Annotated in this window: 13 protein-coding genes; 1 reads left to right on the top strand and 12 read right to left on the bottom strand. The window is 69.1% G+C overall.

The genetic code is table 11. From position 1 onward, the window contains the following. Positions 1–24: 24 nt before the first annotated feature. The 7 genes from FFS52_RS07680 to FFS52_RS07650 form a co-directional block, all read right to left on the bottom strand. Positions 25–2,565 (bottom strand): [protein-PII] uridylyltransferase, encoded by a 2,541-nt coding sequence (locus tag FFS52_RS07680; protein ID WP_068972341.1) that lies wholly within the window; start codon positions 2,563–2,565, stop codon positions 25–27. Positions 2,566–2,678: 113 nt separating this feature from the next. Next, positions 2,679–3,017: a P-II family nitrogen regulator gene (locus FFS52_RS07675; RefSeq protein WP_004572306.1), complete on the bottom strand. Its 339-nt coding sequence runs from the start codon at positions 3,015–3,017 to the stop codon at positions 2,679–2,681. Positions 3,018–3,067: 50 nt separating this feature from the next. Continuing rightward, positions 3,068–4,420, bottom strand: a complete 1,353-nt coding sequence (locus FFS52_RS07670; RefSeq protein ID WP_171011577.1) for an ammonium transporter — start codon at positions 4,418–4,420, stop codon at positions 3,068–3,070. 230 nt (positions 4,421–4,650) lie between these two features. Next, on the bottom strand, positions 4,651–6,237 hold the full coding sequence (ftsY, locus tag FFS52_RS07665; protein WP_137809336.1) for a signal recognition particle-docking protein FtsY: 1,587 nt from the start codon (positions 6,235–6,237) through the stop codon (positions 4,651–4,653). Continuing rightward, positions 6,234–9,842 (bottom strand): chromosome segregation protein SMC, encoded by a 3,609-nt coding sequence (gene smc, locus FFS52_RS07660; RefSeq protein ID WP_137809335.1) that lies wholly within the window; start codon positions 9,840–9,842, stop codon positions 6,234–6,236. The genes ftsY and smc overlap by 4 nt, the downstream gene beginning before the upstream one ends. Positions 9,843–9,885: 43 nt before the next feature. Next, complete coding sequence (locus FFS52_RS07655) at positions 9,886–10,176, bottom strand: acylphosphatase (RefSeq protein WP_137809334.1); 291 nt, start codon at positions 10,174–10,176, stop codon at positions 9,886–9,888. Between the two features lie 4 nt (positions 10,177–10,180). Continuing rightward, positions 10,181–10,639: an OsmC family protein gene (locus FFS52_RS07650; protein ID WP_137809333.1), complete on the bottom strand. Its 459-nt coding sequence runs from the start codon at positions 10,637–10,639 to the stop codon at positions 10,181–10,183. 134 nt (positions 10,640–10,773) lie between these two features. Between FFS52_RS07650 and FFS52_RS07645 the strand changes: the two genes are divergently transcribed. Continuing rightward, positions 10,774–11,652, top strand: coding sequence for a hypothetical protein (locus tag FFS52_RS07645; protein WP_083229499.1), 879 nt, complete (start codon positions 10,774–10,776; stop codon positions 11,650–11,652). 36 nt (positions 11,653–11,688) lie between these two features. Here FFS52_RS07645 and mutM read toward each other — a convergent pair whose 3' ends face one another. The 5 genes from mutM to coaD all read right to left on the bottom strand — a co-directional run bounded on the left by mutM (position 11,689) and on the right by coaD (position 15,554). Then, positions 11,689–12,600: a bifunctional DNA-formamidopyrimidine glycosylase/DNA-(apurinic or apyrimidinic site) lyase gene (gene mutM / locus FFS52_RS07640; protein WP_137809332.1), complete on the bottom strand. Its 912-nt coding sequence runs from the start codon at positions 12,598–12,600 to the stop codon at positions 11,689–11,691. A 33-nt stretch (positions 12,601–12,633) separates the two neighbouring features. Continuing rightward, on the bottom strand, positions 12,634–13,359 hold the full coding sequence (gene rnc / locus FFS52_RS07635; protein ID WP_065628999.1) for a ribonuclease III: 726 nt from the start codon (positions 13,357–13,359) through the stop codon (positions 12,634–12,636). Next, the gene (locus FFS52_RS07630) at positions 13,352–13,984 is read right to left on the bottom strand and encodes a DUF177 domain-containing protein (protein ID WP_171011583.1); all 633 of its coding nucleotides are present in this window, start codon (positions 13,982–13,984) and stop codon (positions 13,352–13,354) included. The genes rnc and FFS52_RS07630 overlap by 8 nt, the downstream gene beginning before the upstream one ends. Positions 13,985–14,077: 93 nt before the next feature. After that, entirely contained in the window at positions 14,078–14,947 is an 870-nt protein-coding gene (locus tag FFS52_RS07625; RefSeq protein WP_058250067.1) for a DivIVA domain-containing protein, read from the bottom strand. A 118-nt stretch (positions 14,948–15,065) separates the two neighbouring features. Continuing rightward, positions 15,066–15,554 carry a pantetheine-phosphate adenylyltransferase gene (gene coaD, locus FFS52_RS07620; RefSeq protein WP_078112235.1) on the bottom strand — a complete coding sequence of 163 codons (489 nt, stop codon included), beginning with the start codon at positions 15,552–15,554 and terminating at the stop codon, positions 15,066–15,068. Positions 15,555–15,566: the final 12 nt, after the last annotated feature.

Raw genomic sequence — 15,566 nt, 5'->3', positions numbered from 1 at the left:
CATGCGGGTCCCGAGACGAAACATCTAGGAGATCGGCACTCCGGACCGTCCCGTCCCGCCGTAGGACTGCGGTCCGTCGCCGTCCTCCTCGCGCGCCGGCTGCGGCGGCGGGCAGACCGCGACGACGGCCTCGGCCAGCTTTGCCCGTGCGTCCTCGGTGTCGGTCGCCAGCCGCAGGCCGAAGATGTCGACCCCGGTGGCGCCCAGGGTCGCCACCTTGGCCCACCGGATGTCGGCGCCGTGGCGTTCCAGGATGGCACTGACCCGGCTGAGCAGGCCGATCCGGTCGTCGGAACGGACCTCCAGCACCGCTTCCCCCTCCGGGGCGTCCAGCCACGTCACCCGCGGTGGCGCCACGGCGAAGAGCGCGGGTACCGCGTTCTTCGGATGCCCGGCCCCGTCGACCTCGGGATCGGTGCTCCCGGCGCTGGCGCCGATGGTCACCACGGTGCCGGGAATCGTGGTGACGGTGCCGATCGTCGGGATCGGCGAGTCCCGCTCGCGCGCGTCGAGCCGCGCGAGGACGTCGATCTTGCCGTCGACGGCCGCTATCAGCTGCTGGCGCAACAGGCCGGCATCGGGCGGACTGCCGAACATCGGGACGACCAGGAACGAGTTGATCGCCTTCCCGTCGGCGCTCTGGGCACACGCCGAGTGGGACCGCAACCCGCCCAGGGCGAGGACCCCGGCCATCTTCGACAGCAGGCCGGGTTGATCAGGCGCCACCATGGTGACGCGGTACGTGTGTTGCCCGTCGGCCCGGACGAGCCGGACCGCGTAGTCCCCTTCCGCCGCCGTGGCCAGGTCCTCGGCCGTCAGCGGCTCGGGCGCGCTCGGCTCTTCGCCGTCGATGAGTCGCATCGACCGGCGGACGAGGTCGTGGATGAGCGAGGCCTTCCACTCCCCCCACACCCCCGGGCCGGTGGCCAGCGAATCCGCTTCGGCAAGTGCGGCAAGCAGTTCCAACAGCACCCGGTTGTGTCCCAGGGTGTCGGCGACCGACTCGGCGGTGGCCGGGTCGTCGAGGTCCCGGCGGGTGGCGACCTGCGGCAGCAGCAGGTGGTGTCGCACCATGTCGGCGAGGATCGCCACATCCTGCGGCCAGAGACCGAACCGGTTGCCGACCTGAACCGCCAGATCAGCGCCGACGATGCTGTGGTCGGCACCCCGACCCTTGCCGAGGTCGTGGATCAACGCACCGAGGACGAGCAGGTCGGGCCGGGACACCCGGGTGGTCATCGCACTCGCGTACGCCGCGGTTTCCACGAGATGCCGGTCGACGGTCCAGGTGTGGATGGCATCGCGCGGCGGGAGGTCGCGCACCGCACCCCATTCCGGCAGGAGCCGGCCCCACAGGCCGGTGCGGTCGAGTGCCTCGATCGGGTCGACCATGTGATGTCCCGAACTGAGCAGGACCAGCAGGTCGCTGAGTGCTTCGGCCGGCCACGGCTCACGCAGTTCCGGCGCGTAGTCGGCCAGCCGGCTCAGCGTCGACGCGCTGATCGGGAGGCCGGTTCGGGCCGACGCGGCGGCGACCCGCAGGATGAGTCCCGGGTCTTTGCTCGGAATCGCGTTGCGCGCCAACACGATCTCTCCGCTGTGCTCGACGACGCCTTCGTCGAGCGGACGGCGCAGCGGCGAGCGCCGCAGCTTGGCCAGTCCGCGACGCGGCAGGGCGTTGCCCGCGGTCCGCAGGCCGACGTCGATGGAGTAGCTGATGGTGCGGGCCGAGTCGCTGATGACGCGGGCGAGATCGAACCGGTCCCCGATCCGGAGGGCCGCCCCGATCTCGTCGGCGTCCTGGGCCTGCACGTGCTCGCGGGGACGCCCGGCGATGCGGTGCAGTTCGGTACGGATGTCGAGGAGCCGCGTGTAGGCGACCTGCGGTCCGGCACCGGGCGAATCGGGTCGCAGGCTCGCCATCCCGCTGGTGAGCTGGGCGATCGCCAGCGCTCCCAGGAGCTGGACGTCACGCAGGCCGCCCCGGCCGCTCTTGAGGTCGGGTTCGGCGCGATGTGCGATGTCGCCGGCTCGCCGCCAGCGGTCCTGCGCGTGCGTGACCACTTCGGGGAACCGATTGCGGATGTCGTTGCGCCACTGCTGGCGGACCCCGCCGATCAGCAACGTGGACAGATCCTCGTCGCCGGCTATGTGGCGCGCCTCGAGGAGGCCGAGGGCCGCGGTGACATCGTCGCCGGCGACCTGCAGCGCCTGCGGCACCGTCCGCACACTGTGGTCGAGCGGGATGTTGGCGTCCCACAACGGGTACCAGAGTCCGTCGGCAACCTCGGACACCCGCTCGGCGGGCATGTCGTCGTGCAGCAGGATCAGATCGAGGTCCGAATACGGGAGCATCTCACCGCGACCGAGTCCGCCCACGGCGACGATCGCGAACCCGCTGTGCGGCTTGATGCCGAGTTCCGCGCCCTTGCTGGTCAGCCAGAATTCGTGCAGGTCGACGAGCACCTGGCGCAATGCCGGTGCGTCGAGTTTTCCCGATCGGCCGGACTCGGTGAGTTGCCGTCGGGTCTTGGCCAGGTCTGCGGCGCTTACGACTGCCTCCAAAGTGTGTGGGAGAGAAAGGAATACGAGGTGTGGAACTCCGACGGCCCCGCGCCCGACTGGTCGTCGGGCACGGGGCCGTTCACCGGGAATTCGTCGACGCCTCGGCGGGCTCGCTACAGTGCGTCGCCACCGCGCTCGCCGGTTCGGACGCGAACCACGGACTCGACCGGCGAGACCCACACCTTGCCGTCACCGATCTTGCCGGTCCGGGCGGCCTCGACGATCACGTCGACGACCTTGTCCACGGCGGCGTCGTCCACCACGACCTCGACGCGGACCTTGGGTACGAAGTCGACCGAGTACTCGGCGCCGCGATAGACCTCGGTGTGACCCTTCTGGCGGCCGTAGCCCTGGACCTCACTCACGGTCATGCCCAGGATGCCGGCCTGCTCCAACCCGGCTTTGACATCCTCGAGTGTGAACGGCTTGACGATTGCAGTGATCAGCTTCATTAGTTATCCCTCTCCACAGGATTCAGCGTAGTAGCGAATGGCTTCGAGCGTCATGCCAGCTCATAGGCCGTCTCGGCGTGTTCCGCCTCGTCGATGCCGCTCTTCTCGTCCTCGTCGCTGACGCGCCAACCCAGCGGCTTGAGCACCAGGGCGATGATCGCGGTGAGAACACCGGTGAACACGAGGGCGAACAAGGCGATCACGACCTGGACCACCAGCTGCTTGTAATCTCCGCCCCAGAAGAGGCCCACGTCCTCGCCGATCAGGCCGATGGCCACCGTGCCCCAGAGGCCGGCGACGAGGTGGACACCGACGACGTCGAGCGAGTCGTCGTAGCCGAACTTGTTCTTCAGGCCGATCGCGACGGCGGCGAGAGCACCCGCGATGACACCGAGGATGAGCGAGCCGACCGGGGTCAGCGAACCACACGCGGGGGTGATGGCGACCAGACCGGCGACCACACCCGAGGCGGCGCCGACGCTGGTGGCGTGCTTGTCACGGATGATCTCCACCGCGAGCCAGCCGAGGATCGCCGCGGCGGTGGCAGCGGTGGTGTTGACCCACACCTGACCGGCGAGCAGATCGGCGCCCAGCTCGGAGCCGACGTTGAACCCGAACCAGCCGAACCAGAGAAGTGCTGCGCCCAGCATCACGAACGGGATGTTGTGCGGACGGTAGGCGGTGCGGCCGAAGCCGACGCGCTTGCCGATGATGAGAACCAGGACCAGCGCCGCGATACCGGCGTTGATGTGCACGACCGTGCCGCCGGCGAAGTCGATCGGCGCGACGTTGGCCGCACCTTCCTCGTCGGTCCCGAACATCTTGGCCGCCAGACCGTCCTCACCGCCGCCGAGGAGGCCGCCGCCACCGACGAGCCCGCCCCAGACCATGTGGGACAGCGGGAAGTACACGATCGTCGCCCACAGGACGGTGAAGACCATCCAGGTGGAGAACTTGACGCGTTCGGCGAGCGCACCGCTGATGAGGGCGACGGTGATGACCGCGAAGGTCAGCTGGAATCCCATGAAGACGATCGCCGGGATCGACAGACCGCCGGTGACGTACTGCTCGGTGTCGCCCTCGCCGATGGTGCTCATCAGCTGGTCGGAGCCGAACAGCGCGAACGGGTTCGCGAAGATCCCGCCGATGTCGCTGCTGCCGGTGATCCCGTCGCTGAACGACATCGAGAAGCCCCACAGCACGTACACGACGCTGATCGACGCCAGCGCGCCGAAGGACATCATCATCATGTTCAGGACGGACTTGCCTCGCGCCAACCCCCCGTAGAAGAACGCGAGGCCCGGGGTCATCAGCAACACCATGGCGGCTGACACGAGCATGAATGCCGTGTTGCCCGTGTCTATCGGGCCAAACGATTCGTTTGGCAACTGAGCCAACTCCACTACGAAACCTCCTCAGGATGCGCCGACGGCTCGGCGCCTCCAAAGAGATTGTCGGCAGTCGGTTTCAGCCGTGGTGCCCTGACGTTTCGGGCGCGTAACCCCCTGGGCGGTTTGTATTTCGCCCATGTAACGTCCCAGTTCGGCTCTGAGCTGTCTCTCAGACTCCGTGGACGATGTCTGACCCGGTATTTCCGATCACAGATCCCGACTTCACGGCAGCGTCCACAGCGTCAGAGCAGTGCGTCGACGAATGCCTCCGGTTCGAAGGGCGCGAGGTCGTCCGCGCCCTCCCCCAGCCCGACGAGCTTGACCGGCACGCCGAGCTCCTTCTGTACGTGGAACACGATGCCGCCCTTGGCGGTGCCGTCCAGCTTGGTCAGCACCACGCCGGTGATGTTGACGACCTCGGCGAACACCCGGGCCTGCATCAGTCCGTTCTGTCCGACGGTCGCGTCGAGCACCAGCAGCACCTCGTCGACCGGCGCCTTCTTCTCCACGACGCGCTTGACCTTGCCCAATTCGTCCATCAGGCCGGTCTTGGTGTGCAGCCGGCCGGCGGTGTCGATCATGACCACGTCGACGCCGCTCTCGATGCCCCGGTCGACCGCGTCGAATGCGACGGCGGCGGGATCGGCCTGTTCCTTGCCGCGCACGATCTCGGCACCGACCCGCTCACCCCACGTCTGCAGTTGGTCGGCGGCAGCCGCGCGGAACGTGTCCGCCGCGCCGAGCACGACACGACGCCCGTCGGCGACCAGGACGCGTGCCAGCTTGCCGGTCGTGGTGGTCTTGCCGGTGCCGTTGACGCCGACGACGAGGACGACGGCGGGACGGCCCGCGTGTGGCAGCGCCCGGATCGAGCGGTCGAGCGTCGGGTCGAGCTGCTCGACCAGGACCCGCTTGAGCAACGCCCGGGCCTCACCCGCGGTCCGGACCGGGTTGGCCGCGAGCTCGGTGCGCAGCGTCTCGACGACGGTGGCCGTCGTGGACGCACCGAGATCGGCCATCACCAGCGTGTCCTCGATCTCCTCCCAGCTGTCCTCGTCGAGATCGCCGGCGCCCAGCAGGCCCAGCACACCCTTGCCGATCGCGCCCTGTGACCGGGACAGCCGGCCGCGCAGCCGACCGATCCGGCCCGCCGTCGGCGCGATCTCGTCCAGCGGCGGCGCGGTGGTCGCCTCCGCGACATCGTCGGGTACCCGGGTCCCGGGCTCGGTCGTTGCCGGCTCGGCGGTGGCCGGTTCGGGTTCGGCGACCTCGGGCTCGGCGACCTCGGGTTGCGCGGGTGCGGCAGTAGCGGACGCGGGCTCGGCGACGTCGGGCTCCGCCGTCTCGGGCTCGACGGTTTCCGGCTCGACGGTTTCGGGGCGGGCGGTGGCAGGTTCTGCGGTCTCGGGTTCGGTGGTGTCCGGCTCGGGCAGCGACACCTCGGTGACGCCGCGCCGGATCGAATCCCGCGGCACCGCGGAGTCGTCACCGACGCCCGGCTGACCGTCGACATCGGTGCGCTCTCCGGGCGGCCGGACCACCTCGGGTGCCGGCGTCGCAGACTCCGGAGCCGGGGGTTCCGGTCTCCGTCGCGGCGGTTCCGCGAGGGCGGTGTCACCCGCGGCCTCCCCGCGACTGAAGCTGAACCCCGATCCGGCCTGGTAGCCCCCGGACCGGTCGACCTGGCGGGTCGTCCCGTCGACGATCTCCGGTTGCCGCTCGTCGGTCAGCGAGATGCGCCGGCGGCGCGACAGCACCAGCCCGAGCACGATCAGCGCGATCACGACGAGCACCGCGACGACGATGCCGATGATGATTCCGGTGTTCACTGGCTGGTGTCCTCCTGTTGACCGACGGGCATGTTCACTCCGCGCATGCGTTGCGAGATGACCGTCGTGATGCCGTCGCCGCGCATACTGACGCCGTAGAGCGCATCCGCGACCTCCATCGTGGGCTTCTGGTGGGTGATGACGATGAGCTGCGACTTCTCCCGCAGCTGGGCGAACAACGTGATCAATCGACGCAGGTTGGTGTCGTCGAGCGCGGCCTCGACCTCGTCCATGACGTAGAACGGCGACGGGCGCGCGCGGAAGATCGCCACCAGCATCGCGACCGCCGTCAGGGACTTCTCCCCGCCCGACAGCAGCGAGAGCCTCTTGACCTTCTTACCGGGCGGACGCGCCTCGACCTCGATGCCCGTCGTGAGCATGTCGCCGGGTTCGGTCAGGACGAGCCGGCCCTCCCCGCCGGGGAACAGGGTCTGGAAGACCTGGCCGAACTCGCGTTCCACGTCGGCGTACGCCTCGGTGAACACCTGCAGAATCCGGGCGTCGACCTCTTCCACGACGTCGAGGAGGTCCTTGCGGGCCGCCTTGACGTCCTCGAGCTGCGACGACAGGAAGTTGTACCGCTCCTCGAGGGCGGCGAACTCCTCGAGCGCCAGCGGGTTCACCTTGCCGAGCGTGTTGAGGTCCTTCTGCGCCTTCTTGGCGCGGGCCTCCTGCGTCGCCCGGTTGTAGGGCATCGGGGCCGGTGCGACGACCTGCTCGCCGCGTTCCCGGGCCTGCTCGTACTCGGCCATCTCCAGCGCCGACGGGGGCATCGGCACGTCGGGACCGTACTCGGCGATCAGATCGTCGGGCGCCATCGCGAAGGTCTCGAGGACCTGTTCCTCGAGCTGTTCGATCCGCAGCGCGACCTGGGCCCGCGCCACCTCGTCGCGATGGACGGTGTCGCGCAGCGAATTGAGCGTGGTCGTCAGTTCGCCAGCCCGGACCCGGAGCGCGTCGAGGGTCGCGGTGCGGGCGGTCCGGATCTCCTCGAGTTCGTCGCGCCCGGCCTGCGCCGAGGCCACCGCCGCGGCGAGACGCTCACTGACCTGGGCACCGGCGCGTTCGACGGCAGCCGCGACCCCGGCGGCCTGCCGTCGGATCTCGTCCTGCCGACGAGCCCGCTCGCGTGCCTCGCGCTCGCGCTGTGCGGCCCGCCGCAGCGAGTCCGCCTTGCCCCGGACGGACGCCAGGCGTTCTTCGGCTGTCCGCAGGGTCAGGCGCGCCTCCATCTCGGCGCTGCGTGCCACGCCGACGGCGGTCGCGGCGTTCGCGCGGTCGGTGTCGTCGGCGGACATCTCGGTCCCCACCTCGGACTCATCGCGGGCGAGACGCAGTCGCTCGGTGAGTTCCTGCAGGTTCTCGAGGGTTTCCTCGCGGCCCTTCTCGAGCAGATTCCGCTGTCGGGTCAGTTTGTCGGCCTCGGCACGCGAGGCTCTGATCTCCTGGCCCAGCCGGGCCATCTGCTCATACGCGGCGCCGACGCCGGCGTCGGACTCGTGTAGCGCCGCGAGCGCCTCCTCGGCCGCCTCCCGCCGATCGTGCTGCTCGGTGAGCGCACCGGCGAGCGCCGCCTCGAGTTCTTCGACGCGCCTGCGGGTCGAGGCGAGTTCGGCGGTAGCGGCATCGATCGCCGACTGGACCTCCAGCGTGGAGGGGCGGCGTGACGAACCGCCCTCGACCGACGCCGCCGAGATGCGGTCGCCGGCGGGCGTCACCGCGCGCACGCCCAGACGGCGGGCGAGTTCGAGCCCCTGCGCAGGGTCGTCGACGATGACGGTGTCGGCCAGGACGGTGTCGATCGCACCGCGGATCTCCGGCCGGGTGTCGACCACCGAGGCCGCCCACCTCGCCCCGTCGGGCAGCGCGACGTCGCTCGATCGGTCCGGGCCGGTGAGTCCGCCGCAGATCAGCGCGGCCCGTCCCCCGTCGCCCGACTTCAGGGCCGCCAGCGCCCGCACCGCCGCGATCCCGTCCACGGTGACGATGCCGTCCACAGCGGGTCCGAGCGCCCCGGCGATGGCCGTCTCGAAACCCGCTTCGACCGTGACCAGCTCCGACATCGGTCCGAGCAGGCCGTCGGGCGCGTTCTCCAGGAGCCATGCGCCGCCGTCGCCGCGCTCGAGTCCCATGGCGAGTGCGTCCGCCCGGGCCGACAAGGATGCGATGGCGTGCTCGGCGTCGCGGTGTGCGGCCTGCAGGGTGGCCACGCGCTCGTTGGACAGGTTCAGCGCGGCCACGCATCGTTCGTGGTGTTCGTCGAGCGCCTGTTCGGCGGCTTCCAGCTGTGCCAGCTCGCTTGCCGCCGAATCCTGTTGCGTGACTGCGACTTCGGCGCGTTCGGTGGCGGCCGAGATGGCCGCGGTGAGGCGCTGCGCCTCGGCGTCGACCGACTCCGAACGCGTCCGCAGGTTGTCCACCTGCCCTTCGAGGCGCGCCAGACCCTCGCGACGGTCGGCGATGGCCCGGACAGCCGCGAGGTGAGCCGCCTCCGCGGCCTCCGCAATCGACTCGCGTTCGCCGAGCACCTCGCGGGCGCTCTCGAGCTGTTCGGCGGCGATCTCGACACCCTCGGTCAGCTCGGCTTCGAGTTCGGCGGCCTCGAGGGCCTGCTCGTCGAGCTCCTCCGGGTCGGGCCCGGACGCCTCGCTCGACGGCTCGCTGAGGTACCGGCTGCGTTCGGCGGCCACCCGGCGGGTCGCGTCGACGCGCTCGGCGAGCGCCGACAACCGGAACCAGGCGCGGTTGGCCGCGGCCGCGGCGGGCGTGATCTCGGCGAGATGCTGTTCGTGTTCGGTCACTTCCGCGTTCGCACGGTCGAGTTCGGCGGCCACCTCGTCCTGCCGACGCCGGACCTCGTCCTCGACGGCGGCGTGCTCGGCCATCTCGGCGCGGCGGGTGACGAGGTCGTCGGCGGCCAGGCGCAACCGTGCGTCGCGGAGATCGGCCTGGACGGTCTGGGCCCGGCGGGCGACCTCGGCCTGGCGTCCCAGTGGTTTGAGCTGACGACGGAGTTCGGCCGTCAGATCGTTCAGACGCGCCAGGTTGGCCTGCATCGCGTCGAGCTTGCGGACCGCTTTTTCCTTGCGCTTGCGGTGTTTGAGGACCCCGGCCGCCTCTTCGATGAACGCGCGGCGGTCCTCGGGCCGGGACTCGAGGATCGCCGACAACCGTCCCTGGCCGACGATCACGTGCATCTCGCGACCGATACCGGAGTCCGACAGCAGCTCCTGCACGTCCATGAGGCGACAGGAACTGCCGTTGATCTCGTACTCGCCGGCGCCGTCGCGGAACATCCGGCGCGTGATGGACACCTCGGAGTACTCGATCGGCAGCGCACCGTCGGCGTTGTCGATGGTGAGGGTGACCTCGGCGCGGCCCAGCGGAGGACGGCCCGAGGTGCCGGCGAAGATGACGTCCTGCATCTTCCCGCCGCGCAGTGCTTTGGCGCCCTGCTCGCCCATCACCCAGGTCAGGGCGTCGACGACGTTCGACTTACCGGAGCCGTTGGGGCCGACGACGCACGTGATACCCGGCTCGAAGCGCAGGGTCGTCGCCGAGGCGAACGACTTGAAGCCCTTCAGGGTCAGGCTTTTGAGGTGCACGACGGTACAGACTACTCACCATCGCGACGTGTTTCGGCTCTCCTCACCGTTCGACGAAGCCGTCGAGGTCCCCGCGCGGTTCATCCACACGCTCGACCACCAGGTCCACCCGTCCGGGCGTGGTTCCCGACCGGAGCGCGTCGAGCAGGGCGAGGGCCTTGTCCCGTGGCCCCTCGGCAACGACCAGCACCCGGCCGTCGGCCTGGTTCGACGCGTAGCCGACGAGCCCGAGTTCGAGAGCACGCGCTCTGGTCCACCAGCGGAAGCCCACGCCCTGCACGTGCCCGTGGACGTGCGCGGTGAGCCGGACGCGGTCGGTGCCGTCCTCGCTCATGCGGTCACTCCGTCTCGATCCGCAGATCCACCTCGGCGCCGGCCTTCACCGTGCGCCCGACCGTGCACACCGCGTCGATGGCGCGTTCGACGACGACGAGCAACCGGGCCGCGGCGTCGGGCTCGAGTTCGGACAGGTCGATCTCGAGGATCTCCTCGATGCGCGGGTACACCTCGTTCTCGCGGTCGGCGTCGCCGCTGACGCGGATCGTCGCGTCGTAGTCGTCACCGAGGCGTCGCGCCAGCGGCCGGTCCGACGACATGCCGGTGCAGGCGGCCAGCGCGATCTTGAGAAGTTCACCCGGGGTGAAGACGCCCTCGACGTCCTGCGAGCCGATCAGCACCTCCGCGCCGCGCGAGCTGCGACCGGTGTACCGGCGCGTGCCGGTTCGCTCGACCCACAGATCGGTGTGGGCCTGGTCGGAGGGAACCCCGGACGCGGGGGCAGTTGCTTCGGTGGTCATCGAAGACGGGTCCTCTCAAGATGTTGTCGGCCGGCGCCGCCGGCATCGCGACCAATAGTAAGAGCCCCGGCACGTCGATTGTTCCCGGCGCATGTCTGCCGAGGTGAGTCTGCCTGGTGGCTAGGGTCTTCCGCATGCGTCGCAGAACCGCAGTCACGAGGACCCACCGACCGACGATGCACGTGCTGGATCCGTTGAGCCGTCGGTGGTGGCGAGCGGTCGGCCGGCGGGTCGACATGTCGACGCCTGAGTTCGCATTCCTGGGCGCGCCGCACAATGGCCGGCACGAGGTCGGCGACGCCTGGCTGCGCCAGTACGAGAAGCAGGGTGCGGTCGCGCCGCCGTCGCCGACCGCCGGCCTGTTCGAAGACATGGCAGTGCTCGACGGACCGGACTTCCGGGCGTCAGCGCTGCACCCCGCGGTGCGAGACTTCTACGAACGGACCGGATCGTGGCGGATGGAGGTCTGGTCGCAGTGGAACCCGCTGTTCGCACCCGGCGGGATGGCGGTCGCAGCGTTGTTCGGGCGGCGCGTCGAACAACTCGCTCTGCCGACCGAACCGCTATCTGTCAGCCGTGGCATGTCCAGCGAGATCCGGGTCGTCACCGACCACTCAGGACACAGAGTGGGCGCGGCGTGGCTGCGACGGCTCCGCCTGGACAATTCCCCTGTGTACAGCGGGTTCTATCGATCGGCTTCGCTTCCAGGACAACCGCAGCCGCACGTCGCCGTCGCGTTTCCCCTGGAACTCGGCAACATCCACGTTTTCCTTGCTCCACGCGCCGAGGCCGACGGGGCGCTCACCTTGACATCCCGCTCTCGACGATTCGGGGCGGACGGCGCCTACGTGTCGGTCCTGTTCGGCGATCAGTGGTATTCGGCGCAGCCGACACTGGCGGAGTCGTTCCGGGTATACGTCGACGAGGAAGGCGTACTCCGCACCGATCATGAGTTGAAGGTCGGACGATTCCGGGCGCTTCGCCTGCACTACCGCCTCGAACGCCAGGCCTGATACTCCCGATGCAGCACCGCCGCGGATACCGGACGGTCAGCCCGGGTTCGCCTTCGACGCCCGCTGGCATCGCGGACACGAGAACGAGCCACGGTTCATGAACTGCTCCCGGCGCATGATCGCGCCGCACCGGCGACACGGCTCCCCCGCCCGCCCGTAGGCGTTCAGGGACCGCTCGAAGTAGCCGGACTGTCCGTTGACGTTCACGTAGAGCGCGTCGAACGAGGTACCGCCGACCTTCAGCGCATCCGCCATCACGTCGGTGACGGCATCGATGAGTTCGCGCAGTTTCTTGCGGCTGATCGTCTCGGCGATCCGCGAGCCGTGCAGACGTGCGCGCCACAGCGCTTCGTCGGCGTAGATGTTGCCGACGCCGGAGATCACCGTCTGATCCAGCAGGACCCGTTTGATCTCGGAGTGTTTGGCGCGCATGCGATCCACCACGCGGACGGGATCGAAGGCCGGGTCGAACGGATCGGTTGCGATGTGCGCCACCGAGACCGGGATGTCGGCGGGCGACGGGTCGGTCGTGTCCGTACTCCCCGAGGGCGCGTACACATCGGGTGTGTAGTCGTCGAGATGCCAACCCCCGAAGGTCCGCTGATCGACGAAGCGGAGTTCGTTCTCGTCGTCGAGGACCGCGCGGATCCGCAGGTGCGTGTGATCGGGAGTTCCGGTCCGGGCGATCAGCATCTGGCCGCTCATCCCGAGGTGGACGACGAGCGCCGCACGGTCGGCGGAGTCGGCGACATCGATCCACAGGTACTTGCCGCGGCGCCGGACGCCGGTCACCCGCTTGCCGGCGAGCCGACCGATCAGATCCGGCTCACCGCCGGCGTGACGACGGACCGCGCGCGGATGAAAGACCTCGGTCGAGGCCACCACCCGACCGACGAGATGGGTCTCGAGACCGATGCGGACGGTCTCGACCTCGGGGAGTTCAGGCATCGCAGATCGCGAAAAGCCGGCTGACAGAAGGGTTCACGACGCCGACGCGCGCTCGGTCAGCACTTTCCAGGCGTGTGCGGCGGCCTGCTGCTCCGCTTCCTTCTTGGTCCGGCCGACACCCTCGCCGAGGCTCTCGCCGGCGACCAGCGCGGTCGCGGTGAACTCCTTGTTGTGGTCGGGACCGGTCGCGCTGATCTGATACTGCGGCGGACCGAACCCGCGCTCCGAACTCAACTCCTGCAGCGACGTCTTCCAGTCCAGCCCTGCGCCGAGGTTGCCGGCACGTTCGAGGCGCTCGTCGAACAGACGCAGGATGACGCGCTGCGAGGTCTCGAGTCCGTGACTGAGGAAGACCGCGCCGAACAGCGACTCCAGACCATCGGCCAGGATCGAGTCCTTGTCGCGCCCGCCGGTCATCTCCTCGCCGCGGCCGAGGAACAGGTACTTGCCCAGACCGCCCTCGTCCCCGAGACCACGCGCGACGTCGGCGAGCGCATGCATGTTGACGACGCTGGCCCGGATCTTCGCCAGCTCGCCCTCGGGTCGATCGGGATAACGCAGGTAGAGACGCTGGGTGATGACGACACCGAGCACCGAGTCCCCGAGGAACTCCAGGCGCTCGTTGGTCGGCAGACCGCCGTGTTCATACGCGTAGGAACGATGGGTCAGTGCCAGCGTCAGCAGGTCGTCGGGAATGTCGGTGTCCAGCGCGTCGAGCAGGGCCGCACGCGGACCGTCCGCACGCACGGCCTCAGTCACGATGTCGTTCCGGGTCGGGGTCGTTTGCGGCACCGTCCGTCGGCGAATCGTCCTTCCCGAGGTCGGCGAACTTGTCGGCGAGTCCGGCCCAGCGCGGGTCGATGACCTCGTGGGAGTGACCCGGTTCGGCGATGGCCAGACGCACCCCGCAGGTCTGGCACAGACCCTCGCAGTCCGACGAACAGAGGGGCGACATCGGCAGTTCGAGTGCCACGGCGTCGATGATCGACTGTTCGAGGTCGATACGGTCGTCGGCGATGCGATGGATGTCGTCGGCGTCGGTGGTCTGCTCGGTCGCGCTGTCCGGGTAGGCGAACAACTCGGTGAGGAAGACCGTCACCGTGCCGTCGATCGGCTCGAGGCAACGCGAGCACTGACCGACGGTTTCACCGCACACCGTCCCGGTCACCAGGATTCCCTCGGACACCGCCTCCAGACGGAGGTCGAGGTCGACATCGGAATCCGCTGGGATCCCGACCATCTCGACGCCCAACCGTTCGGGTGTCCGTACAGTACGGTGCACCTCCGACATCGTGCCCGGGCGGCGTCCCATCGAACGCACATCCAGCACGAAGGGCTCGCGCCTGGGAGTAGAACCGGGACCGTGCGACGGCTCTGATGTCACAGCATGATCAGCCACAAACGCCCACCATACGCTCGCACCCGGGAATGATCGACCGACGCCGGCGGCGTGTGGACAGCCCGGTCGACGAGCGTGTCACACCGCGAGCGGCGAACCGTGGTCGCGGTCGTAGGTGTGGCGGGCCGAGGTCTCGCGCGAGCGGGGATCGTCGCCACGGGACTCGCGCGAACGCGCACCGTCGCCACGCCCGGACTCGTCGACACCACGGGGGTACTCGACATAGTCGTGCATGCCGGCGCCGGTCCGCAGCTGGTGCCGACCCCGGTTCACCGATCGCAGCGTGCCGGTCAGGATCTCCTCGAACTGGGCGAGCTTCTCGTCCACGTAGACGTCACAGTCACCGCGCAGGCGGTCGGCCTCGGCGTGCGCGGCGTCGATGATCCGCTCGGCCTCGGACTTCGCCGCACCGACGACCTCGGTCTCGGAGACCAGGCGCTGCTGCTCGGCGATACCGTCGGCCACCGACTTGTCGTAGGAGTTGTTGGCGGCGTCGATGGTGCGCTGCGCCTCGGCCCGCGCCCGGCCGGTGACGGCCTCGAATTCGCGCGCCGCGCTGGTCTGCAGACGGTGTGCCTCCTCGGCGGCGTCCTCCACCAGCGAGCCCGAGTGCGCGCTCGCCTCGTCGACCATACGGTCGGCCTGCGCCTTCGCCTCGGAGAGGATCCGGTCGGCCTCGGCGCGAGCGTGCGCGAGGACCGCCTCGGACTCGGAATCCGCCTTGGACACTGTCGTCTCGGCGTGCTCGCGGGCATCACCGATCAGCGTGTCACGCTGATCGAGGACGTCCTGCGCGTCGTCGAGTTCGCCGGGGATGGAGTCCTTGATGTCGTCGAGGAGTTCCAGCACGTCTCCGCGCGGCACGACGCACCCGGCGGTCATCGGCACACTCCGCGCCTCTTCGACGATCGCGACCAGCTCGTCGAGAGCCTCAAATACCCGGTACACAGCCACCCCAATCCGGCGCTTGCCTGGTTGCAACAGTTGGTGATTCTGTGACTATTGTGCCGAATGTTGCGCTTGTGACTCGTGAAGCGCGTGGGGTGTGTCGCGCCCGACCGATGGGTCAGGCCGAGAGCTCGCCGGACAACCGGCTCATCAGGCTCTTGTGGACATGTGCGGACAAGAAGGGCGTCACGTCTCCACCCAACTTCGCCACCTCCTTCACCAGCGAGCTCGAGACGTGGGCGAATCGTGGGTCGGTGAGCAGGAAGATCGTCTCCACATCGGCGAGCTCACGGTTCATCTGGGCCATCGGCACCTCGTAGTCGAAGTCGACGGCAGAGCGCAGCCCCTTCACGATGGTGTGGATGGACTCCTGCCGCAGGTAGTCGACGAGCAGGCCCTCCCATCGGTCCACCCGCACGTTCGCCAGGTCCGCACAGTCCTCTTCGATGAGTTCGATCCGCTCGTCCACACCGAACATGCCGCGCTTGTTGGGGTTGACCACCACGGTGATCACGACCTCGTCGAAACACGCCGCGGCGCGTTCCACCACGTATCGGTGGCCGAGGGTGAAGGGATCGAAGGAACCGGGACACACTGCCGTCGTCATGGCCCGAACTTA

Origin of the sequence: Gordonia sp. ALPHA1B1 (assembly GCF_005502615.1) — a bacterium.
Classification (GTDB): domain Bacteria; phylum Actinomycetota; class Actinomycetes; order Mycobacteriales; family Mycobacteriaceae; genus Gordonia; species Gordonia hongkongensis.
Note: the sequence above shows the minus strand (reverse complement) of the source record. Positions and strands in the feature narration are given on the sequence as shown.